20 protein-coding genes are annotated in these 20,763 nt (G+C 54.9%); 13 read left to right on the top strand and 7 right to left on the bottom strand.

The window, feature by feature from the left end:
- Positions 1–237: 237 nt before the first annotated feature.
- Together PYL13_RS06160 and PYL13_RS06155 are read left to right on the top strand one after the other, a co-directional pair.
- The gene (locus tag PYL13_RS06160; RefSeq protein WP_246787643.1) at positions 238–591 is read left to right on the top strand and encodes a hypothetical protein; all 354 of its coding nucleotides are present in this window, start codon (positions 238–240) and stop codon (positions 589–591) included.
- 198 nt (positions 592–789) lie between these two features.
- Positions 790–1,902 carry a pyridoxal phosphate-dependent aminotransferase gene (locus PYL13_RS06155; protein ID WP_275640765.1) on the top strand — a complete coding sequence of 371 codons (1,113 nt, stop codon included), beginning with the start codon at positions 790–792 and terminating at the stop codon, positions 1,900–1,902.
- A gap of 242 nt (positions 1,903–2,144) precedes the next feature.
- On the opposite strand, the gene PYL13_RS06150 is transcribed toward PYL13_RS06155, so the two are convergent.
- Positions 2,145–2,411, bottom strand: coding sequence for a sel1 repeat family protein (locus tag PYL13_RS06150; RefSeq protein WP_192487364.1), 267 nt, complete (start codon positions 2,409–2,411; stop codon positions 2,145–2,147).
- Positions 2,412–2,919: 508 nt separating this feature from the next.
- On the opposite strand from PYL13_RS06150, the gene PYL13_RS06145 reads away from it, so the two are divergent.
- From PYL13_RS06145 to amn, 4 genes are all read left to right on the top strand, one after another.
- Positions 2,920–3,252 (top strand): DUF2147 domain-containing protein, encoded by a 333-nt coding sequence (locus tag PYL13_RS06145; protein WP_192487363.1) that lies wholly within the window; start codon positions 2,920–2,922, stop codon positions 3,250–3,252.
- 229 nt (positions 3,253–3,481) lie between these two features.
- Positions 3,482–3,652: a hypothetical protein gene (locus PYL13_RS06140; RefSeq protein WP_250983006.1), complete on the top strand. Its 171-nt coding sequence runs from the start codon at positions 3,482–3,484 to the stop codon at positions 3,650–3,652.
- 15 nt (positions 3,653–3,667) lie between these two features.
- Entirely contained in the window at positions 3,668–3,844 is a 177-nt protein-coding gene (locus tag PYL13_RS06135; protein WP_275640764.1) for a hypothetical protein, read from the top strand.
- A gap of 121 nt (positions 3,845–3,965) precedes the next feature.
- Positions 3,966–5,471, top strand: a complete 1,506-nt coding sequence (amn, locus tag PYL13_RS06130; RefSeq protein WP_275640763.1) for an AMP nucleosidase — start codon at positions 3,966–3,968, stop codon at positions 5,469–5,471.
- A 64-nt stretch (positions 5,472–5,535) separates the two neighbouring features.
- On the opposite strand, the gene PYL13_RS06125 is transcribed toward amn, so the two are convergent.
- Positions 5,536–6,906, bottom strand: coding sequence for an aspartate aminotransferase family protein (locus tag PYL13_RS06125; RefSeq protein ID WP_275640762.1), 1,371 nt, complete (start codon positions 6,904–6,906; stop codon positions 5,536–5,538).
- A gap of 132 nt (positions 6,907–7,038) precedes the next feature.
- Between PYL13_RS06125 and PYL13_RS06120 the strand changes: the two genes are divergently transcribed.
- Complete coding sequence (locus PYL13_RS06120) at positions 7,039–8,397, top strand: glutamine synthetase family protein (protein ID WP_275640761.1); 1,359 nt, start codon at positions 7,039–7,041, stop codon at positions 8,395–8,397.
- Positions 8,398–8,400: 3 nt separating this feature from the next.
- Here PYL13_RS06120 and PYL13_RS06115 read toward each other — a convergent pair whose 3' ends face one another.
- Positions 8,401–9,318, bottom strand: coding sequence for a diacylglycerol/lipid kinase family protein (locus PYL13_RS06115; RefSeq protein WP_275640760.1), 918 nt, complete (start codon positions 9,316–9,318; stop codon positions 8,401–8,403).
- Between the two features lie 226 nt (positions 9,319–9,544).
- Between PYL13_RS06115 and PYL13_RS06110 the strand changes: the two genes are divergently transcribed.
- Both PYL13_RS06110 and mgtE read left to right on the top strand, forming a co-directional pair.
- Positions 9,545–10,777 (top strand): MFS transporter, encoded by a 1,233-nt coding sequence (locus PYL13_RS06110; RefSeq protein WP_409515523.1) that lies wholly within the window; start codon positions 9,545–9,547, stop codon positions 10,775–10,777.
- 292 nt (positions 10,778–11,069) lie between these two features.
- Positions 11,070–12,443: a magnesium transporter gene (gene mgtE / locus PYL13_RS06105; RefSeq protein WP_259145501.1), complete on the top strand. Its 1,374-nt coding sequence runs from the start codon at positions 11,070–11,072 to the stop codon at positions 12,441–12,443.
- 16 nt (positions 12,444–12,459) lie between these two features.
- On the opposite strand, the gene PYL13_RS06100 is transcribed toward mgtE, so the two are convergent.
- The gene (locus PYL13_RS06100) at positions 12,460–12,852 is read right to left on the bottom strand and encodes a winged helix-turn-helix transcriptional regulator (RefSeq protein WP_259145502.1); all 393 of its coding nucleotides are present in this window, start codon (positions 12,850–12,852) and stop codon (positions 12,460–12,462) included.
- A 102-nt stretch (positions 12,853–12,954) separates the two neighbouring features.
- Here PYL13_RS06100 and PYL13_RS06095 point away from each other — a divergent pair, with 102 nt between their 5' ends.
- Positions 12,955–13,971 carry a zinc-binding alcohol dehydrogenase family protein gene (locus tag PYL13_RS06095; RefSeq protein WP_275640759.1) on the top strand — a complete coding sequence of 339 codons (1,017 nt, stop codon included), beginning with the start codon at positions 12,955–12,957 and terminating at the stop codon, positions 13,969–13,971.
- A gap of 44 nt (positions 13,972–14,015) precedes the next feature.
- Here PYL13_RS06095 and PYL13_RS06090 read toward each other — a convergent pair whose 3' ends face one another.
- The 3 genes from PYL13_RS06090 to PYL13_RS06080 all read right to left on the bottom strand — a co-directional run bounded on the left by PYL13_RS06090 (position 14,016) and on the right by PYL13_RS06080 (position 17,191).
- Positions 14,016–14,768, bottom strand: coding sequence for a pentapeptide repeat-containing protein (locus tag PYL13_RS06090; protein WP_250983014.1), 753 nt, complete (start codon positions 14,766–14,768; stop codon positions 14,016–14,018).
- Between the two features lie 107 nt (positions 14,769–14,875).
- Positions 14,876–15,400 carry a GNAT family N-acetyltransferase gene (locus PYL13_RS06085; protein ID WP_275640758.1) on the bottom strand — a complete coding sequence of 175 codons (525 nt, stop codon included), beginning with the start codon at positions 15,398–15,400 and terminating at the stop codon, positions 14,876–14,878.
- Positions 15,401–15,526: 126 nt separating this feature from the next.
- Positions 15,527–17,191, bottom strand: a complete 1,665-nt coding sequence (locus PYL13_RS06080; protein WP_275640757.1) for an electron transfer flavoprotein-ubiquinone oxidoreductase — start codon at positions 17,189–17,191, stop codon at positions 15,527–15,529.
- Between the two features lie 338 nt (positions 17,192–17,529).
- On the opposite strand from PYL13_RS06080, the gene PYL13_RS06075 reads away from it, so the two are divergent.
- From PYL13_RS06075 to PYL13_RS06065, 3 genes are all read left to right on the top strand, one after another.
- Positions 17,530–18,924: an FAD-binding oxidoreductase gene (locus tag PYL13_RS06075; protein WP_275640756.1), complete on the top strand. Its 1,395-nt coding sequence runs from the start codon at positions 17,530–17,532 to the stop codon at positions 18,922–18,924.
- 86 nt (positions 18,925–19,010) lie between these two features.
- On the top strand, positions 19,011–19,799 hold the full coding sequence (locus tag PYL13_RS06070) for an SDR family oxidoreductase (protein WP_275640755.1): 789 nt from the start codon (positions 19,011–19,013) through the stop codon (positions 19,797–19,799).
- A 180-nt stretch (positions 19,800–19,979) separates the two neighbouring features.
- Positions 19,980–20,720 (top strand): hypothetical protein, encoded by a 741-nt coding sequence (locus tag PYL13_RS06065; RefSeq protein WP_275640754.1) that lies wholly within the window; start codon positions 19,980–19,982, stop codon positions 20,718–20,720.
- The last annotated feature ends 43 nt before the right edge of the window (positions 20,721–20,763 follow it).

The raw sequence follows: 20,763 nt of genomic DNA, 5'->3' as shown, positions 1-20,763 counted from the left end.
GATTCGCCTCAACACAATCGCATGCCTGTTTACATGACAAAGGCGTAACGCTGCGTACGGCTTGCGTCAACTCCCGTGGAGCCAACCACACAGAACAACTGCGCAGAAGCAATTCTGAGCGTCGTTGTGTGGCAAAATCATGCACATTGTTTTGTATTTTAGAAATTCGATTAAGCTTGGAGCAATGCTTGAGGCGTACCTTCATATATAAATAATGGGCAATCATGGGAGGTTGTCATGCCATTGAACGTAACAATTGATCCACGGCAATCGGTTCCTCAGGATGAGATGTACGAGAAGTTCACGATCGATCGCCCCGGCAAGATCGTGGTACTCGGCCGCCACCTGAGCACCAAGGACAGCGTACGTTGCCTAGTCAGGACGATTTCACTCTACGGCGCTGAACTCGAAGTCAGCCCTGAGGTGGAAATTCCCAATAACTTCTTCCTCGAATTGCTCGGAATTCGTGATGAAATTGGCTGCACTCTGATCCGCCGCGAAGAAGAAAAAGCGGTGATCGGCTTCAATATGCTGATCGATCCTGAATTCCTGCACCACGTGCAGAGACTGAGTTTCGACGCCAGCCTGTAAGTGCAGACACATTGAAAAGATCAAGGCGGAGGTCATTCCTGATGACCTTCGCTTTTTGTATTTTGGGCAAATTTGTGCGGTGTCGTATGACGCAAAAGTCATTGGCGTCCGTACAGTTTCAGCAAAAACTTGGCTTGCACGGGATGGTTTTCAACCTATTGTGTCGTCGATTTCAAATCGATACCGGAATAGTCTGTAATGTCCGCATTTTCCCGCTTTACGCCCCTCGCCGCCAGCCTGCCATCAACCGTTCCCTTCGTTGGACCTGAAGCCATAGAGCGTAATCGCCATTTGGCCGTCAAAGCCCGTATCGGAGCCAATGAAAGCAGCTTCGGCCCAGCGCCGTCTGTTCTGGAGGCTATGCGCAATGCGGCAACCGAAACGTGGATGTATGCCGACCCGGAAAATTTTGAACTGAAGGAAGCACTGGCCATCCACCATGGCGTATCGCGAGACAATATTGCGGTCGGCAGCGGCGTGGATGGTATGTTGGGTGAAATTGCCCGGCTTATCGTTGAGCCCGGCACCCCTGTCGTCACGTCATTTGGCGGGTACCCAACCTTCAATTACCACGTCAATGGTTTTGGCGGACGCCTGGTCACAACACCTTATGTAGATGACCGCGAAGATCTGAATGGTCTGCTTGACGCCGTGAAGCGTGAAAACGCACCGCTGGTCTACTTCGCCAACCCAGACAACCCGATGGGCAGCTGGTGGAACGCAAACGAAGTCGAAAATTTCGCGAAGTCCTTGCCGGACAATTGTCTTCTCATTCTGGATGAAGCCTATTGTGAAACCGCGCCCAAGGGCGCAACGCCCGACGTCAACGCACTTATCGGCCTGCCGAATATCTTGAGAATGCGCACGTTTTCAAAGGCCTATGGCCTGGCAGGTGCCCGGGTCGGTTATGCGATCGGCACACTTGGAAACGTGCAGGCATTTGACAAGATTCGCAACCACTTCGGCATGGCACGGGTTTCCGTCGCCGCAGCACTGGCCGCGCTGAATGACCAGGCCTATCTGCATGAGGTCGTGCAGAAAATTGATGGGGCTCGCACGCGTATCTCGGCAATTGCCAAGGCCAATGCCCTGTCGCCGCTGGCCTCCGCCACCAATTTTGTCACCATCGATTGTGGTCGCGACGGCGTTTATGCCAAGGCTGTCGTTGATGGCCTGATGGAACACGGCGTGTTCATCCGCATGCCGGGAGTTGCACCGCTTAACCGCTGCATTCGCGTCAGCGCCGGCATTCAATCGTCGCTTGATCTCTTTGAAGAAGCTCTGCCGAAAGTGCTGAAAAAGCTGGCCTGATACGGCCAGCGTCCTTACGCAGCATCGAACAAGAAAAAACCGCGCTGGCCTTGTTCCTGCCAGTCGCGGTTTGATGTGTCAGCGCAAGTTTCGGTTTTCTGCAACATTTTCGCAAATGGATTTGCCCTTCAGCATTTGCGTGTTGTCAGTCCGTCCCAAATTCCCCGCCGCGTTCCTCTTGCGAGTTATCTTCGTTCTACCCTCCCTTGGGTATCTCGTTTTGGCCTTTCTGGCCTGATCAATTAGTGAATGGTCATCCATTCACGTGCAGCACGCAGTGCCGCAGCCAGGTCGGCCTTGCTCATGTTGCGGGCCAGGTCGGCACGCAGGCTTGCCGCGCGCTCAGATCCTTTGATTGCTGCAATGTTCAGCCACTTGTGGGCTGCAACCACATCAACGTCACATCCGCGCCCTGTGGCGTAGATAAGACCCAGATTGCAGAACACATCGGCGCGGGCTTCACCGCCCATTGCTGCTGTTTCGATATCGCGAATTTCAAAGCGTGCCATTGTTTTTCTATCCCTGTTAAAGCCTGTTTTGGTTCAGTCGTTGTGCTGCCCCTTATCCGGGCTTCCGAAAGGATCGCGCCGTCTTCTGCGGCTTTGCGTATCCTTCCGGTTTGGCGGGTTATTCCCTGCTCGTTTGATGGGCTTACTATGCCAAAGCCGCTTCAACGGACGCTTAAAATGCATGATTAATTTGAGACAAACAAAGTCCAAACAGTTGGTAAATTTGAGTTTTTGTTAAATATGGCTATGCCTGAGAATTAAGGGATTTCGCGAAAATTTTACGAAAACTTTACCGGCCGATTTCAACCCTTTGCTAACTTTAAAAACAGCATCCATTTTTCCGTTTGCATAAATCACCGCGTTTATCTGGGTGGAAAACCACTGTCAGCGGCAGCAAACCTTCTTTCCTTTTACGTGAACGTAAACTATAAATTGCCCACTCGTGTGGAGGAACACGATGTTGATGGCACGTGCGCGCACTTGACCGTCAAACACCGGAGGAGGATTTATGAAACGGATTGCACTTCTTGCTGCACTGCTGATTTCAGGTCAGGCATTTGCGGCTGAAAATATCGAAGGAAATTGGAAAACCCAAAGCGGTGAAACGGCAACGATCGCTTCTTGCGGATCTGCGTTCTGCGTCACGCTGAAAACTGGAAAACATGCGGGCAAGCAGATTGGCCGTATGAGCGGCAGCGGCAATGAGTATTCGGGCGAAATCACCGATCCTGCAAATGACAAGACCTATAGTGGTTCAGGCAGTGTTTCCGGCAATTCCCTGAAAATGAAAGGATGCGTTCTAAAGGTTCTGTGCAAGTCGCAGACCTGGACAAGGCTTTAGAACGTTTTTTGTTCAATAACGGGAAAGAGCCAGGATGGCACCGCCTGCCATTCTGGCTCACTTACTTAAGGTCCCCGAAAATTGCCCGCGCAATCCTTATGGTTAAGCGCACATCTGCACTTATCAGCCCTGTTAATGCTTCTGAACGCGAGATGAATTTGGCTCTCAGCAATGGTTCAGACCGAATGTGGCAAAACCATAGCATCACATTCGCAAAGGGGAGCGGACAATGGCAATTCTGATACGGCGTTTAACGATCATTACTTTGCTGATGGCCATTTTTGCGATGTCGTTTGCGGCACTTGCCATCAATCCGCACCGTAATTTCCAGCGGATGCAAATTGGCACCATTACGCCTTGCAGCCAATCCATCCAGACCAACTGCACGACCATTCTGTAAGAAGGACGAAATACCATGACTAAGACCTTCTCCGGCGCGGTTTACAGCAGTGTTCGTCTGGCTCTCATCGCCACCATGTTTCTCGGCCCCATTGCCGGGCTTGCCGCCATGAAAGAAAATGAACGTAGCGCGATGAACAAAGGCGCTGGCTTTGTTCTGTTGATGAGCTTGCAGCGCGGCGCGCTAGGCTAAAACATCAGGGTTTGCAGGCCATGGAAATCGCCGCACTCACAGATAAAAAATAACAGTCTCGTTGTACTTCATTGCTGCGTGCTGTCGCTTGCGTGTCTCAATAGCGTATCTATAATGCCTCATGAGCACACGAATCCCTTCTATATCAGCCCTTACTTTCATAAGCCCTGAGCCCTATGCGCCGCAGGTCTTTACAGATCACAAAGAGGCGGTCGAGGCCCTGACCGCGCTTTACGAACGCAACACCAAATTTTTGATTGATGCGTTTACCGCACTTGCGGCGGGTGCGCCGATAACCGGCCGTTACCGCGCCTGCTATCCGCAGGTCAGCATGGAAACGACCAGCTTTGGCCATGCGGATTCCCGCCTGTCCTACGGCCATGTCACGTCGCCCGGCATTTACACCACAACAATCACCCGTCCGCATCTGTTCAGGCATTATCTGAAAGAGCAGCTCGAGCTGTTGATGCGCAACCACAATGTTCCGATTACCGTATCGGAATCGGCAACGCCCATTCCGCTGCATTTCGCATTTGGCGAAGGCGCCCATGTCGAGGCCTCCGCCACATCGTCTCTTTCCGATGTGCCGCTGCGCGATCTGTTCGATACGCCGGATCTCAACAATACAGACGACCTGATCGCCAATGGTGAATATGATCAGGTATCGGGCGAGCCTGCGCCGCTGGCGCCGTTCACCGCACAGCGCGTCGATTATTCGCTGGCGCGTCTGAGCCATTATACGGCCACCAGCGCCAACCATTTCCAGAACTTCGTTCTGTTCACCAACTACCAATTCTACATTGATGAGTTTGCCAACTGGGCGCGCGACCTGATGGCCAAGGGCGATGAAGGTTATACGGAGTTCGTCGAACCCGGCAACATCATCACCCATGCCGGTTCAGACCGCCCGGAAACCGACATGACCCTGTCGCGGTTGCCACAGATGCCTGCCTACCATCTGAAAAAGAAGGGGCATGCCGGTATCACGCTGGTCAATATTGGGGTTGGACCATCCAATGCCAAGACGATTACCGACCATATTGCCGTGCTTCGTCCGCACGCGTGGCTGATGGTTGGTCACTGCGCCGGCCTGCGCAACAGCCAGCGTCTGGGCGACTATGTGCTGGCCCATGCCTATGTGCGCGAAGACCATGTTCTGGATGATGACATACCAGTGTGGGTGCCTATTCCGGCACTGGCGGAAGTGCAGGTTGCACTCGAGGCAGCCGTGGCCGAAGTTACCGGTTACGAAGGTTTTGAGCTGAAGCGCATCATGCGAACCGGCACCGTCGCCACGATTGACAACCGTAACTGGGAACTGCGCGATCAGGCTGGCCCGGTTAAACGGCTTTCGCAATCGCGCGCCATCGCACTGGATATGGAATCGGCAACCATTGCCGCCAATGGTTTCCGTTTCCGTGTGCCCTACGGCACGTTGCTGTGCGTTTCAGACAAACCGCTGCATGGCGAGTTGAAACTGCCGGGCATGGCAACCGCATTTTATAAAACGCAGGTTGCCCAACATCTTCAGATCGGCATTCGTGCGGTGCAGAAGCTGGCGGCCATGCCGCCGGAAAAACTGCACTCCCGCAAGCTGCGCAGTTTCTATGAAACGGCCTTCCAATAATTCCAGAAAGACAAAACCCCGCTTCAATGAAGCGGGGTTTTCCTTAAGCGCCAGAAGGAATGTCTTATTCCTTGACGGTATCGCGAAGGTGGTCCAGCCCCTTGCGCAGTGTTTCGATAATGCGGTCCACTTCCGAATGGCTGATTGTCAATGCTGGTGAGGCCAGCATGCGGTCGCCGGTGGCACGCATGACCAACCCGTTTTCAAGGCAGTGATTGCGCACGACAATGCCGACATCGTCCGGTTTGGCAAAACGCTGGCGCGTGGTTTTATCGACAGCAAGCTGTAAACCGCCCATCAAACCGACATTGACCGCCTCACCGACGATTTCATGATCGGCCAGGCTCTGCCATGCCTTGGTAAAATAAGGCCCAATGTCGTCTCTGACGCGCTCAACCAGACCCTCATCTTCCAGAATGCGGATATTTTCCAACGCAGCCGCCGCGCATGTCGGATGACCGGAATAGGTAAAGCCGTGATTGAAGTCACCGACTTCTTTGATCATCACTTCCGCCACACGGTCCGACACCAACACACCGCCAATCGGCAGGTAGCCAGAAGACAGTCCCTTGGCGACCGGCGCGAGGTCCGGTTGGTAACCGAAATGCTGGAAACCGAACCATGAACCGAGTCGGCCGAAACCGCAGATGACCTCGTCGGATACCAGCAGAATGTTGCGCGCCTTGCAGATGCGGGCAATTTCCGGCCAATAGGTATCTGGCGGCACAATAACACCGCCCGCGCCCTGAATGGGTTCAGCAACGAAAGCTGCGACATTGTCTTCGCCCAGCTCATCGATCTTCGCTTCAAGTTCGCTGGCCATTTTCAAGCCAAACTCGGCGGGAGATAGATCACCGCCTTCAGCATACCAGTAGGGTTGGCCGATATGGGCGATGCCTTCAATCGGAAGGTTGCCCTGCTCGTGCATCCACTTCATGCCGCCAAGCGAGGCACCGGCCACGGTGGAACCGTGATAACCATTGCGGCGCGCGATGATCTTGATCTTTTGTGGATGGCCCAGTGCCTTCCAGTAAACACGTGCCATGCGGAACCAGGTATCGGTGGCTTCCGAGCCGGAATTGGTGAAGAACACATGGTTCATGTGACCGCCGGTGTGGGACGCGATCTTCTGTGCGAGCAAGGTGGTTGGCGGGGTCGTGGTACCGAAAAAGCTGTTGTAGTAGGGTAACTCGTTCATCTGGCGAGAAACCGCTTCCGCCATTTCCTTGCGTCCGTAACCGATGTTTACGCACCACAGGCCGGCAAAGGCATCGAGATATTTTTTGCCGTTGCTGTCAAAGATATAAACGCCTTCGGCACGCTCGATAATCCGAGTTCCGGCCTCGTTGAGCTTACCCATGTCTGAAAAAGGATGAAGATGGTGAGCAGCATCTATAGCTGCGAGATTGGAAAGGGTTTTGCTCATTTCATTCATGCCAGTTACCACCGATTTTCCCAGTCATGTTGCTGGAGCGAGCATGGCGTTATGAAATGCGTTTGGCAAGGCGGTGTGTTTAAGCTTATCGTTGCACGTTCTACGATCAGACGAGAAAGCCGAAATACCAAAATGACCCGCAGAGAAACCGTACTCCCTAGCCATTTTGTTGAAATGCAGCCACGCATAGAGCTGCTGCTTGTTGGCATGAATGGTGATCTGAGAGGCAAACGCATTCCGCTCAAAGCCGAGAAAAAAATATGGGAAGGCTCCGTCCGACTTCCCGCCTCCACGCAGTCGCTGGATATCTGGGGTGATGACAATGACGAATTTACTGGCCTGTCGCTAACGCTCGGTGATCCTGATGGCGTGTGTGTGCCAGACAAGCGCAGCCTGGCGCCGATGCCTTGGGCACCAGAGGGTTCAGCGCAGGTGTTGGCCACCATGCACGACATGGATGGTGGACCAAGCTTCATGGACCCACGCGCCATCCTGTCACGCATGCTGGAACGTTACGCACAGCTTGGCCTCACACCGGTTGTCGCGACCGAGCTTGAATTTTATCTTGTTGAGGATGACTGGCGTGCAACCGGCAAACCGCGCCCGCCTGCCCGGCTTGCCTACAAGGGCGAAGCGACCGGTGCGCAGCTCTACGATATGGGCGCCACAGACATCATGGACGATTATCTGCAAACGCTGAATGCCTGGGCCAAGATACAAGGCCTGCCCGCTGATGCGACAACAGCAGAATTTGGCCCCGGCCAGTTTGAAGTAAACCTGCTGCACAGGCCGGATGCATTGGCGGCCGCCGACGACTGCATTTATCTGAAGCGGATTGCCGAACAGGCTGCCAAACACCATGGCCTGAAGTCGACATGTATGGCCAAGCCCTATTCGGATCAGGCCGGATCAGGGCTGCATGTCCACATCAGCATTCTTGATGGAAAAGGCAACAACATACTCGACGCGAAAGGCGGTGAGCCAACACGGCTGAAATCCGTCTGTGCCGGTATGTTGGAAACCATGCGGGATGCGCAACTGATCTTTGCACCTTTTGCCAATTCCTACCGGCGTTTCCAGCCCGGCTCATTCGCACCGGTTGATATTGACTGGGGCTTTGCCCATCGTGGTACCTCCGTTCGTATCCCCGATACGCACGGTCCGGCAGCGCGCATTGAACACCGGGTTGCCGGTGCAGACGCCAATCCGCATCTGCTACTGACGGCCATTCTAGGGGGGATGTTACGCGGCATCGAAAATGATCTTGATCCCGGTCCGGCAACCGAACCCGGCGGCGCATCACAATCCCAGAGCAAGCTGACCCATGATTTTCTGACAGCCGTCGAGGATTTTGCGGCGTCGGCTTTTATCGCCGATACGTTTGGCGCGGCCTATCAAAAGCTGTTTGCCGATACCAAACGCAAGGAAGCCATCACATATCTGCAGACGGTGTCGGACTTCGATTACCGGACTTACCTGCCGAGACTATGATCGTCAGGCAGCAGCCTGCTGGATAACCGGGGACGTGAACACTTTCAATTCCCCGGGATGCAGCTTGATTAGCACATCCCGTTCCATCGGCAGCAACTCGCCATCGATAACGCAGCGCACATCGCGGCGGCTTTTGGGAAAATGCAGCTCCAGTTCCGGCGTGGTCATTGAGGTGACCGCAGCATTTTCCTTCAGCTTGCCTCGCAAGATATCAAAGGCCAGCCGCACCACGCCCGGTGGCGTCATGACGTCGGCCAGATAAAAACCCAGATGACCACCGGCAACATCATCCGGCACCAGAAAGGGATGTTCGCCAAACTCATTGTTGGAGACAGAAATGGCGCAGACCTCCCGGTGGCGCATCACGCCATCGACCATATATTCGACATCGAAGACCGGTGGATTGAGCACGACACCCAGCGCCGCACGGGCACTCGCCTGTATTTTGCCGAGCCTTGAGGCAAAGGCCATGTTGTTGCGATAACGCACCATGCGGGCATGCAGACCAGCGGAAAACTGGTGTACAAAAGGGCGTCCGTTGACGCTGGCAATGTCCACGTCACGCACATTACCTTCCGCCAGCACGTCAACGACCGCCCTTATATCAAGCGGCAGCTTTAGCGAACGGGCAAACAGGTTCATGGTACCGGCGGGAACGACACCGAGTGCAAGACCATTTTTCCATGCAATACCGGCAGCAGCCGAGATGGTGCCATCGCCGCCACCGGCAATCAGGCCATCGAGCCCTGGTGTTGCCGCTGCCTTTTCCATTTCCTCGACGATATTGGGGCCTTCAACAAGGCGGCATTCAATATCATGCCCTGCGCCGCGGAACGTTGTCTGTACCAGAGAGCAATATTCAGTCATGTCAGTTGTTTTGAACGTACCGCCGTCGCGGTTGAATATAGCAATCAACTTCATCTCTGTTCCCCACAGACGGGCCGCCCGTTACCGCGGCGAGAAAACACCCAGTTTGAAATTCTGTTCCAGATAAAAATCGTCTGATGCCATTTTTGATGCGAATCCTCTACCGCACCGCACAATCAAATGATAAACGTCAGATCAGGTCATTTTGGTGACCAGTTTCCAGTCCCTGCGCATCGTTGCAGCTCCCGCACCGAATACAGTTCACATATCAGGTTTCCTCATGACCGAGTCCGTCATGCACGATACACGTGCGCAATCATCCGGTTCCGCGAGTGACGCGGCCAAGTTATCGCCCCTTGCAATCGCGCTTATCGAAATTGCGTTGGCTGCCGGCGGCTTTGGTATCGGTACCGGTGAATTCGCCATTATGGGTCTGCTGCCGGAAGTGGCCAGCACCTATGGGGTCAGCATTCCGCAGGCCGGATATGTGATTACCGCTTACGCACTGGGTGTTGTGGTCGGTGCTCCGATCATTGCGGTTCTGTCGGCACGCCTCAGCCGTCGTACGTTGCTGCTGTGTCTGATGGGACTATTTACCATCGGCAACATCCTGAGTGCCGTAGCTCCGGACTTTGCCTCCTTCACCGCACTGCGATTCATAACCGGTTTGCCACATGGCGCCTATTTCGGTGTTGCCGCTCTGGTCGCCGCCTCCATGGCACCAGTTCACAAACGAACCCGAGCTGTCGGGCGTGTAATGCTGGGATTGACCATTGCAACACTGCTCGGCACACCTCTGGCGACATTTATCGGCCAGTTGATGAGCTGGCGCGCAGCCTTCATGCTGGTGGGTGGTATCGGGCTTTTGACGGTTGGCTTGGTGTGGTTGTTCCAGCCTCGCGACACGGTTGCCGAAGGCGCCAGCATTGCGCGTGAGCTTGGTGCATTCAAACGCGTTCAGGTCTGGCTGACTCTGCTGATCGTTTCGGTCGGGTTCGGCGGCATGTTCTCGATTTTCAGCTACATCTCCAAAACAACGACGGATGTTGCGATGATGCCTCTTGCTTCGGTTTCCATCGTTCTGGCGCTGTTCGGCATCGGCATGAATGTCGGTAACATCATCGGTTCACGCCTTGCCGATATTTCGCTGACCGGCACGATTGGTGGCATGCTGGTGTTCAACATTCTGGTCATGACACTGTTCTCGCTGACAGCTGATAACTGGTTCATGCTTTGCCTTTGCGTGTTCCTTGTTGGCTGTAGCTTTGCAGCTGGCCCGGCTGCTCAGACCCGCCTGATGGACGTTGCAGCGGATGCACAGACGCTGGCCGCCGCCTCCAACCACTCCGCCTTCAACATCGCCAATGCGCTTGGCGCGTGGCTCGGCGGTCTGGTGATTGCGTGGGGCTACGGCTACGCTGCAACCGGTTATGTCGGCGCTGCACTCTCAGCCGCTGGCCTTGTGGTTTTTGCGATTTCCGTCTCCATCGACAAACGCGCAAAAGCGGCCTGAACTGACCCCTTAGCGCATTGCTTTGGCACCGTTTTTCGAAACGCGTGCCAAAGCAATGCAGCCTTGCAAAAACGTAATTATTCTCTTCTTGACTATTGGCCGTTTCAGGCGCAACACATGCCTTACGCGCATGGTTTTTCATCGCGCGGATTTCAACCGGAGCATCATTAGATGTCTAGCGACAGTAGTAGTCGATTGCCTTTGCCGAGAACGGCGTTCGTGCACTGATCTGACTCCTGTCGGCTCACCACGATCTGCCGCAATCGGCGGATCGATAGAAAGGTGAGCAATCATGAACTTTCACACCCTCTCCCAGAGAGCCAGCAAGGCTGCACGCCTCTTTCGTGGCACCCATGCAACAGGCCTCACCATTGCAGAACGTGTAGACCAGCTGAACACGCTTGACGTGGCACAGGCTGCATCTGCCCTTTCCACCATGGCACAGCCAAAAGCCGTGGCCATTCTGGCTCGGCCAGAGCTGCATCACGCCGCCGCCATCATCAACGCGATGCCGGTCGACGTTGCCGTTCGCCTGCTGAACACCATGGCAAACGATCGTGTCGCAGACCTTTTGCAGGAAATGCAAGACGGTGAGCGCGCCCGGCTGTCTTCACGGCTGGACCGCACAACGGCACTCGCCATACAGCATCTGATGAACTATCCGCCCCGCACTGCGGGCAGCATCATGACCACGGAGTTTGTCAGCGTCCCTGATGACTGGACCGTTGAGCAGACGCTTGATCATATCCGCACAGTCGGTCGTTCGCGCGAAACGGTCTACGCCATCTATGTGCTGAGCCATGACGGCGTTTTGACAAATGTCGTGACACTACGCCGCCTGCTGACCGGTCAGCCAGAAGCCTCGATCCTGTCGGTCGCCCAGGCAGAAAGTGTTGTTTTCATCGATCCCTTGGCCTCGCAGGAAGTGGTAGCCAAGCTGATCCGCAAGCACAACCTGCTGGCCCTGCCCGTCGTTGATGAGCACGGACATGTTCTTGGCATTGTGACCGTCGATGATGTGATCGACACGATGATTGCCGACACGACCGAAGATGCACAGAAATTCGGTGGCATGGAGGCGCTTGGAAAGCCCTATATGAAAATCGGCTTTCCAGAGATGATCCGCAAACGTGCCGGATGGCTGGCTGCGCTGTTTATCGGTGAAATGCTGACAGCAAGCGCCATGCAGCATTTTGAGGGTGAACTGGAAAAGGCTGTCGTGCTGACACTGTTCATTCCGTTGATCATGAGCTCCGGCGGCAATTCCGGTTCGCAGGCAACGTCACTGATCATTCGTGCATTGGCGCTGGGAGAGCTAAAGCTTTCCGACTGGTGGCGTGTTCTGCTGCGTGAACTGCCAACCGGCCTGATGCTGGGCACCATACTCGGAGCAATCGGTTTCCTGCGGCTGACCGTATGGCAGAAGGCAGGTTTTTACGATTACGGCGAACACTGGCTGCTGGTTGGCTTCACGGTATTTTCCGCGCTGGTCGGCATCGTCAGCTTCGGTTCGATCTGTGGTTCCATGCTGCCATTCATCCTGCAGAAACTGCGTCTGGATCCAGCAAGCGCCTCGGCACCCTTCGTGGCAACCCTTGTCGATGTCACGGGTCTGGTCATCTACTTCAGTGTCGCGCTGCTGATCCTCAGCGGCACCGTGCTCTGATCAAAAGACTGGCAGCTCAGGCTGCCAGTTCCTTCCTGCCATCCGGTGTGCGGACGTATTTCGTGCCATTCTCGCAAACGACGTGGCTATCACCCCAGGTTTTCAGGGCGGCGATAACCGGCTGCATGCTGAGGCCCAGTGGCGTCAGCGTATAGTCCACCCGAGGCGGCACGACGGGAAAAACCTTGCGAGAAATCAGACCTGCTTCTTCCAGCTCACGCAACTGCTTGGTCAGCATGCGCTGGGTGACGCTTGGAATGTGGCGACGCAGTTCGTTGAAGCGAAGCGTGCCACCATTCAGCAGGTGATAGAGGATGACGCCCTTCCACTTGCCATCGAGAAAACTCAGCGTGGATTCAACGGGACAGCCGGGAAAGTTGCCAGTCAATTTTGCACGAGGACGAGACATCACAGTATCCTTTTTGTGCGTATATACAGAATTTGTGCATTCTTGCGGTTTCATTTCATATGTATCAATTACCATGCATGCAAACAAGCAAGGAGGCTTTACATGCGTGCCGTCGGTTATCTGAACCCTCAACCCATCACTGCCGAAACGTCCCTTCTGGACATTGAATTGCCGGTTCCTGTCGCCGCCGGTCACGACCTGCTTGTCGAGATCAAGGCGGTGTCTGTGAACCCCGTTGATACCAAGGTGCGCAAAAGTGCTGTTCCTGAAGATGGCCAGCACTGTGTGCTCGGCTTCGATGCGGCGGGTGTGGTCAAGGCGGTTGGCGACAAGGTCAGCCTGTTCAAGCCCGGCGACGAGGTCTATTACGCTGGGGTCATTAACCGGCCGGGCTCCAACAGTGAATTCCAGTTGGTGGATGAGCGCATTGTCGGCGCAAAGCCCAAAAGCCTGAGCTTTGAAGAAGCGGCTGCCCTGCCCCTCACAGCCATCACCGCCTATGAAACCCTGTTTGATCGCCTTGATATCAATGAGCCGGTTTCCGGTGGCGCTAACGCCATCGTCATCATTGGTGGCGCCGGTGGTGTTGGCTCGATTGCCATCCAACTGGTGCGGCAGTTGACCGATCTGACGATCATCGCAACGGCGTCACGTCCGGAAACGAAAGAATGGGCAAAAGAACTTGGCGCTCACCATGTCATCGACCATAGCCAGCCGATAGCCAAGCAGGTCGAGGCACTTGGAATAGGCGCACCTTCCTTCGTGTTTTCCACAACACAGAGCGATCTTCATGGCGGCGAAAGCGTGACCTTGCTCGCACCACAGGGCCGTTTTGCATTGATTGATGATCCCAAAGGCGGGTTCGACGTCATGCCATTCAAGCGTAAATGCCTGTCGGTGCACTGGGAAATGATGTTCGCACGCGCCGTCTTCCAGACACCTGACATGATCGAACAGCACAAGTTGTTGAGCCATGTCGCAGAACTTGTCGATGCAGGGAAAATCAAAACAACGCTGACGGAAACCTATGGCAGCATCAATGCCGCCAACCTGAAAAAAGCCCATGCGCTAATTGAAAGCGGCACGGCAAAGGGCAAGATAGTCCTGTCCGGCTTCTGATGATCTTGAATCCCCCTAACCTTTGGTCAGGGGGATTTTTTTCATCATGACGGGTCTTCGTCTGGATGGCAGGGCCACTCTTTAGATGCCGTAAGGCCTTCCGGTAGCTTGGTGTTTGCATCACCACAGGCGAGATCAAGCTGGCCTTGAGATAATCCAGAGACCTTCGACAGGTCGACGCCTTCAAAACGTGCCAAGAAAAGAAATGCGTTCTGCAAATCCACCGCGCCGCCAAGCTTTGCACCGATGAAGCGCGCGCGAGACAAGTTTGCCATGCTGAAATGCACGTCATCCAGCACCGCGTTCTCAAAATTTGCCCGGCCGAGTTCGGCCTTCGAAAAATCCGCGCCAGCGAGATGTGCGCCGGTAAAATCGGCTCTTTGCATTTCCGCGTTCACGAATGGCACCTTGTCGGCCTTCACATTGGTGAAATCGCTGCGGTAGGCTTCAATCTTGTTGAGTGTTGCGCCTGCAAGATCGGTATTTGCGAGTGACGTTCTGACCAGCTTCGCCTTGGTGAAGTTCACCGATTTCACAATCGACTCACGCAGGTCTGTATAGGTGAAATCAGTGCCCTGCAGGTTGGCACCTTCGAAATTGCTTCCACCGAGCATCAGCAGTCGCTTGTTGCACTGGCTCCAGTCCACGCCGGGGGCCGGATCAGACCGGCAATCGGCGGCGGCAGTGAAATGCGCTGAGGTCATGACCGATAGAAAACCGCATGCCGCAACAGCAGACCATAGCCATCTGCTTTTAAGGCCAGAGGAGATAACGCCGCATTTAACACCAAAGTCCATAACACCACCCCAGGACGCGATATGCGCCACAGCATTATATCAGCACCTCCCCACATGTCATGGTTAAACGCAGGGAATTCAACAGGCCGTTGCACGCGGTTGTGGATTTAGTGCTTAACCCAAGCCATGGCGACGCGGCGGGCAGGATCAAGACCACATTTAATCTGGTGGTCCAGTGTTTGCCGCAGATGAGACGACAGTTCATCATCTGCCAGCACACGGAAACCCTTTCGGGCATAAAACGGCGCGTTGAACGGCACAAACCGGTCGGTGGTCAGCGTCGCACGTCGCAGTCGGCGTCGCCCCATCTCTTCGACAACCCAGACAATCAGAGCCTTGCCCAGCCCCTTGCCTTGCACTGCCCTCAAGACATCGATTTCATTGATGTAGAGTTCATCACCGATCTGCGTTGCACCGAGAAAACCCAAGGGGCGATCTTCACTGTTTGCGGCCACGACAAGAAGACCATTTTCAAGCATGACGCGAAGGCTGTCAGCCGATGTGGCGCTTGGTTCGCCCGGAATACCGCCAGCATCGCGAAGCGCAAAAAAGGCATCGAGCTCAATCTGTCTCAATGCCTCTATTTCATCGCGTCGCGCAGGCCGGATGGAAAACGAGACAAGATCATCCATTTTCACACCCTGGCCTTCTCGTTGTTGACGGTGGTCCGTGCGGGCCGGGCCATCTTTACAAATTGGCGTAGACCGGCCCTTCGCCGAACATCCTCGCTGGCGGCGGTCCGTGCGGGCCGGGCCATCTTACATATTGGCGTAAACCGGCCCTTCGCCGCCTTGTGGCGGAACCCAGTTGATATTCTGGTTAGGGTCCTTGATGTCACAGGTCTTGCAGTGCACGCAGTTCTGCGCGTTGATCACGTAGACTTCTTCGCCATCCTTCTCGACCCATTCGTAGACGCCTGCCGGACAGTAACGTGTCGAAGGCCCTGCATAGACATCATGCTCGGAGCGCTTCTGCAAATCCATGTCCTTGACATGCAGATGCACCGGTTGGTCTTCCTCATGATTGGTGGAAGACAGGAACACCGATGACAGGCGATCGAAGGTCAACACGCCATCTGGTCGCGGATAGGCAATCGGCTTGTGTTTCGCAGCAGGCTCAAGGCTTTCCGCATCGGTCTTTCCGTGCTTCAGGGTGCCGAAGATTGACAAGCCGAAAATCTGGTTGATCCACATATCGAGACCACCCAGGCCAATGCCCAGCAACGTGCCGAACCTGGACCACAGTGGTTTGACGTTGCGAACCCGCTTCAGGTCCTTGCCAATATCGCCCAGGCGCCATTCATTTTCGATCTCGACAACTTCATCATTGGCGCGACCTGCGGCAATCGCGTCGGCGATCTTTTCTGCCGCCAGCATGCCAGACAGCACGGCATTGTGGCTGCCCTTGATGCGCGGCACGTTGACCAGACCGGCTGAGCAACCGATCAGTGCGCCACCGGGGAAGGAAAGTTTTGGCACCGACTGGTAGCCGCCTTCGGTGATGGCGCGAGCGCCATAGGACAGGCGCTTACCGCCCTCAAAGGTTTCGCTGATTGCCGGATGGGTCTTGAACCGCTGGAACTCTTCAAACGGATAGAGATACGGGTTTTTGTAGTTGAGGTGTACCACGAAACCGACAGCCACCAGATTGTCTTCCAGATGATAGAGGAACGATCCGCCACCGGTTTTAAAGCCCAGCGGCCAGCCGAACGAGTGCTGCACGAGACCCTGTTTGTGCTTTTCAGGCTTTACCTGCCACAGTTCCTTGATGCCAATACCGAACTTCTGGACATCACGGCCTTTCTGCAGGTCGAATTTCGAGATAAGCTGCTTGGCCAGAGAACCACGCACACCCTCGCCGATCAGCACATATTTACCCATCAGGGCCATGCCGCGCGTGAAGTTGGGGCCAGGTTCGCCGTTTCTTTCAATGCCCATGTCACCGGTTGCAACGCCAATGACAGCGCCATCATCACCATAGATAACCTCGCTGGCAGCAAAACCGGGATAGATCTCGACACCGAGAGCTTCCGCCTTTTCCGCCAGCCAACGACAGACCAGACCAAGCGACACGATGTAATTGCCGTGATTGCTCATCAGCGGTGGCATCATGAAGTTTGGCAGACGAATTGAGCCCGCAGGTCCCAAGAACAGGAACCGGTCGTCCTTCACCTCGGTCTTGAACGGATGGCCCTCTTCCTCACGCCAGCCGGGCAACAGGCGGTCGATACCAATAGGATCAACCACCGCGCCGGACAGGATATGGGCTCCAACTTCGGCGCCCTTTTCCAGAACAACCACCGACAGGTCCGGATTAACCTGCTTCAAACGAATTGCTGCCGACAGACCCGCAGGACCTGCACCCACAATCACAACGTCGAATTCCATCGACTCGCGTTCAGGAAGTTCATGTTGCTCTGTCATATCAGCCTCTCAATCCCGCCGGGTTGACCACCCCGTCCCTGTCTTTCGGTTCTTTCTTGGCAAAGCAAACAGCACTTGTCGAGCGCTGAATGCGGCAAGTCATGTCGATTCACACATTATTGTCAGACAACCTGACGATTAAATTACTTTTACGTTCACGTAATATACAAATAAGGTCGGTTTTAGCGTCGGTCAAGGCGCGTTTAAGCAAATGATCACGCTTGACCTTCAACGCAAATCGCCATCAAAATCAGTGGATTCTTCAAACTGCATTGGACGCCTGACCGCAGGCTGCTATTGATTTGCCAACTGAATTCACGCCGCGAAGCGAACCGCTCATGTCAGACACGTCCGCCCTCACCCTTGCAGCGAAGCTGAAATTTGCCTTCCCCGATATGCACGTAGCCACACATACCGACTTGCAAGGACGCGACCCCGGAGAACACCCAGACAATTTTGGCGCTGGCATTCTGGTGTCTCCCTCTAGTGCAGTGGACCTCGCTGCGTTGGTGACATGGTGTCGCGAACAGGGCGTCAACATTGTGCCTCACGGCGGGCGCACCAGTCTTGCTGGTGGTTGCGTCAGCCATGAAGGGCAGATCGCCATCTCGACATCACGGCTGAACGCCGTTGATAGCATCAATATCGAAGAAAAGACCGTCACAGTGCAGGCGGGCATGACGTTGCAAGCCCTTCAGGAAGCGGCAGCGGCATACGGCCTTACCACCGGCATTGACCTTCCTTCGCGCGGAACGGCAACAATTGGCGGCATGGCGGCCACCAATGCAGGCGGCTTGCTGGCGTTTCGTAACGGCGTCATGCGCCATCAGATACTCGGCATCGAGGCCGTCATGCCTGATGGTACGATATTCAGTGACCTGACCCGCGTAGTCAAAGTCAGTGCCGGGCCTGACATCAAGCAGTTGCTGATCGGAAGCGAAGGCACGTTCGGTATCATCACACGCCTCGTACTGAAACTTGAAACTTTGCGGCCATACCGCGCCACCGCCATGCTGGCAGTCAATAATGCCAAAAGCGCGCTGGCCATTGCCGAACGTCTCACTGACATGACGGGCCTCAAGCTGGAAGCGGCAGAAATGATGTGGCCGCTGTTTATCCGTGACCATGCCGCCTTGCGCAATTTTGACCTTTCCTGGCTGCCGGAAAGCGCCTGCGCCTTTATCGTTGAGCTTTCGTCCACAGATGAAGAAACGGCTCGCGGCAATCTGGAAGCGGCCCTTGCCGATATCTGGGAGGACATCGGTATTCTCGATGGCATTGTCGCGCAGTCCAGCAACCAGGCCAAACAAATCTGGGCGCTGCGCGAGGAATCCGGTTTCTATTACCAGTCCTACAACAATCCACCCTCCTTCGACGTATCCTTACCGCCTGCCCTGCTGGATGCCTATGTCGCGGATCTACATGCTCGGTTTCAGGTGCTGAATCCGGATTACCAACTTTATGTCTATGGCCATATTGCCGATGGCAACCTGCATCTGACGGTCAAATGTGATGAGCCAGACGAAGCGGAACTCATTCGCATTCAGGATGCGATCTATACCGATGTGCGCGAAATTGGCGGCAGCTTCTCGGCCGAACATGGCGTGGGTTTTGAGAAACGGTATGGTTACGAAAATTATGCCGACCCGGTAAAACGCAGTCTGGCAAAACAGATCAAGCAGGCTCTCGATCCCGATGGTTTGTTCAATCCCGGCAAAGTGCCATTTGCCTAAATGCACCAAAGCAGGTCTCGACCTTCAAATCGTGACCTGCGCAGCCTATACAAACAATGACGTCTCGATTTCATAAGGAATGACACATGGATTTCGGTATTTCCGGCAAACGCGCACTGGTTCTCGCCTCTTCACGCGGTCTTGGCCTTGGCATTGCCACTGCGCTGGTCAAGGAAGGCGTTAATGTATTGCTGGTTGGTCGCACCAGCGAAAAGCTGGAAGCAAATTGCCAAGCTCTCAACGCGCTTGGCAAAGGCAAAGCCGATTGGGTTCGTGGTGACATTTCCGAGGCAAATTTTGTGGCGGAGATGGTTGATGCCGTTAAACAGAAACTCGGCGGCATCGACATCCTGATCAACAATACCGGCGGCCCGACACCCGGCACTGCCGAAGAAATCACAGCCGAAAAGCTCGAGACCTTCTTCCAGTCGATGGTGCTGCGCGTCATCACACTGACTGGCGCTTTCCTGCCGCAGATGAAGGAGCAAGGCTGGGGCCGTATTGTCACCGTCGCCTCGTCAGGCGTTTTTGAACCGATCCCCAATCTGGCGCTGTCCAACACTTTGCGCGGCGCGCTGGTTGGCTGGAGCAAGACATTGTCGAGCGAAGTGGCAGGTTTCGGCATCACATCCAACATGCTGTTGCCCGGCCGTATTCACACCGATCGTATCGATGAACTGGATGGCGCCAATGCCAAGCGCACCGGCAAGAGCATCGAGGAAATCCGCTCATCGTCCGTCAAGACCATTCCGGCTGCACGTCTCGGCACTGTCGATGAATTTGGTGCAGCAGGTGCGTTTCTGTGCTCGCAGGGAGCAAGCTACATCACCGGCACCATGTTGCGGGTCGATGGCGGTGCGGCAAGCTCCATCTAACGATCAATTCGTTCAAAGTCCTTTGGAGCGCGCCACGGCATGGTTGTGGCGCGCTTTTGTTTTGTGCTGTGGAAAACGCAATTACCTCAGTATTTTAATAAAATCACGCTACCCAATTCCACTAAATTTTGGGGGGTGGAAGGTTAGACGGGGGGCATTGATAGTTCTGGTACCCCTTTCATGCTCGAAACACTTCTGCCGCCCACCTCTTCAAATGGGCAAACGTCTATTGGCAACAGCGGCAACACAAATTCTTCTTCCGGCAATCAGGCTTCGCAAACGCCGCCGGGCACACATGCACAAACCGGTGAAAACACGGCACTAGAGACCGCAGCACAAGATGATGATGGCACCTATTCTGCGGCGCCTACTCAGCCCGATGGCGACACAGAGGCAGACGCTGGAGCTGCGGCTGGGGAACCGCCTTCCGCCGTCGATGATAACGACATATCGGAAGACGGTGATAGCGCCGGTTCAGCGCCGGAACCGACCGATGCATCTCAGCCCAGTGAACAGGTCAACGCAGCGCCCTCGTCGACTGTCGAGACCGATAGCGCGCAGAATGATAGCAAGGCTGACAGTGCCACCACGGCACCTGCCGCAGCGGGCCCTAATCCGCAACAGCAAGCCGCGCCGGTTCAGTCAAGACCAAAAGCCGTTTCGTCTGTGTCAGCGCCCACCTCTCACCCACTGGTTTTGAAAAATGACGCCGCGCTGGAGCGCAGTTTCAGAGTGGTTAATGACGCCGCATTCACAGCCTTGCGCAATCGTGCAATCGCCGCCCAGAAAGACCAGATCATTCGTGGTGTCTTGGACGCGATCGAAAAAAGCACGTTTGAAGGAACGGCGTCAAAGGCTTCGCAGGATACCGACACTGAAAACGAAACAAATCTGATCGTTCGTTATTACGCTGAAGCGTAAACGACGGGAGATTGTGACCATGGCGCGATAGACCGCTTCAGGT

The organism is Agrobacterium sp. Azo12, assembly GCF_029193765.2.
Lineage (GTDB): Bacteria > Pseudomonadota > Alphaproteobacteria > Rhizobiales > Rhizobiaceae > Agrobacterium.
This window is presented reverse-complemented; position numbering and strand designations above follow the sequence as displayed.

Coding starts and splice junctions, on each gene's coding strand:
- PYL13_RS06160 (WP_246787643.1), top strand. CDS start 238: ATGCCATTGAACGTAACAATTGATCCACGGCAATCGGTTCCTCAGGAT.
- PYL13_RS06155 (WP_275640765.1), top strand. CDS start 790: ATGTCCGCATTTTCCCGCTTTACGCCCCTCGCCGCCAGCCTGCCATCA.
- PYL13_RS06150 (WP_192487364.1), bottom strand. CDS start 2,411: ATGGCACGCTTTGAAATTCGCGATATCGAAACAGCAGCAATGGGCGGT.
- PYL13_RS06145 (WP_192487363.1), top strand. CDS start 2,920: ATGAAACGGATTGCACTTCTTGCTGCACTGCTGATTTCAGGTCAGGCA.
- PYL13_RS06140 (WP_250983006.1), top strand. CDS start 3,482: ATGGCAATTCTGATACGGCGTTTAACGATCATTACTTTGCTGATGGCC.
- PYL13_RS06135 (WP_275640764.1), top strand. CDS start 3,668: ATGACTAAGACCTTCTCCGGCGCGGTTTACAGCAGTGTTCGTCTGGCT.
- amn (WP_275640763.1), top strand. CDS start 3,966: ATGAGCACACGAATCCCTTCTATATCAGCCCTTACTTTCATAAGCCCT.
- PYL13_RS06125 (WP_275640762.1), bottom strand. CDS start 6,906: ATGAATGAAATGAGCAAAACCCTTTCCAATCTCGCAGCTATAGATGCT.
- PYL13_RS06120 (WP_275640761.1), top strand. CDS start 7,039: ATGACCCGCAGAGAAACCGTACTCCCTAGCCATTTTGTTGAAATGCAG.
- PYL13_RS06115 (WP_275640760.1), bottom strand. CDS start 9,318: ATGAAGTTGATTGCTATATTCAACCGCGACGGCGGTACGTTCAAAACA.
- PYL13_RS06110 (WP_409515523.1), top strand. CDS start 9,545: ATGACCGAGTCCGTCATGCACGATACACGTGCGCAATCATCCGGTTCC.
- mgtE (WP_259145501.1), top strand. CDS start 11,070: ATGAACTTTCACACCCTCTCCCAGAGAGCCAGCAAGGCTGCACGCCTC.
- PYL13_RS06100 (WP_259145502.1), bottom strand. CDS start 12,852: ATGTCTCGTCCTCGTGCAAAATTGACTGGCAACTTTCCCGGCTGTCCC.
- PYL13_RS06095 (WP_275640759.1), top strand. CDS start 12,955: ATGCGTGCCGTCGGTTATCTGAACCCTCAACCCATCACTGCCGAAACG.
- PYL13_RS06090 (WP_250983014.1), bottom strand. CDS start 14,768: ATGGACTTTGGTGTTAAATGCGGCGTTATCTCCTCTGGCCTTAAAAGC.
- PYL13_RS06085 (WP_275640758.1), bottom strand. CDS start 15,400: ATGGATGATCTTGTCTCGTTTTCCATCCGGCCTGCGCGACGCGATGAA.
- PYL13_RS06080 (WP_275640757.1), bottom strand. CDS start 17,191: ATGACAGAGCAACATGAACTTCCTGAACGCGAGTCGATGGAATTCGAC.
- PYL13_RS06075 (WP_275640756.1), top strand. CDS start 17,530: ATGTCAGACACGTCCGCCCTCACCCTTGCAGCGAAGCTGAAATTTGCC.
- PYL13_RS06070 (WP_275640755.1), top strand. CDS start 19,011: ATGGATTTCGGTATTTCCGGCAAACGCGCACTGGTTCTCGCCTCTTCA.
- PYL13_RS06065 (WP_275640754.1), top strand. CDS start 19,980: ATGCTCGAAACACTTCTGCCGCCCACCTCTTCAAATGGGCAAACGTCT.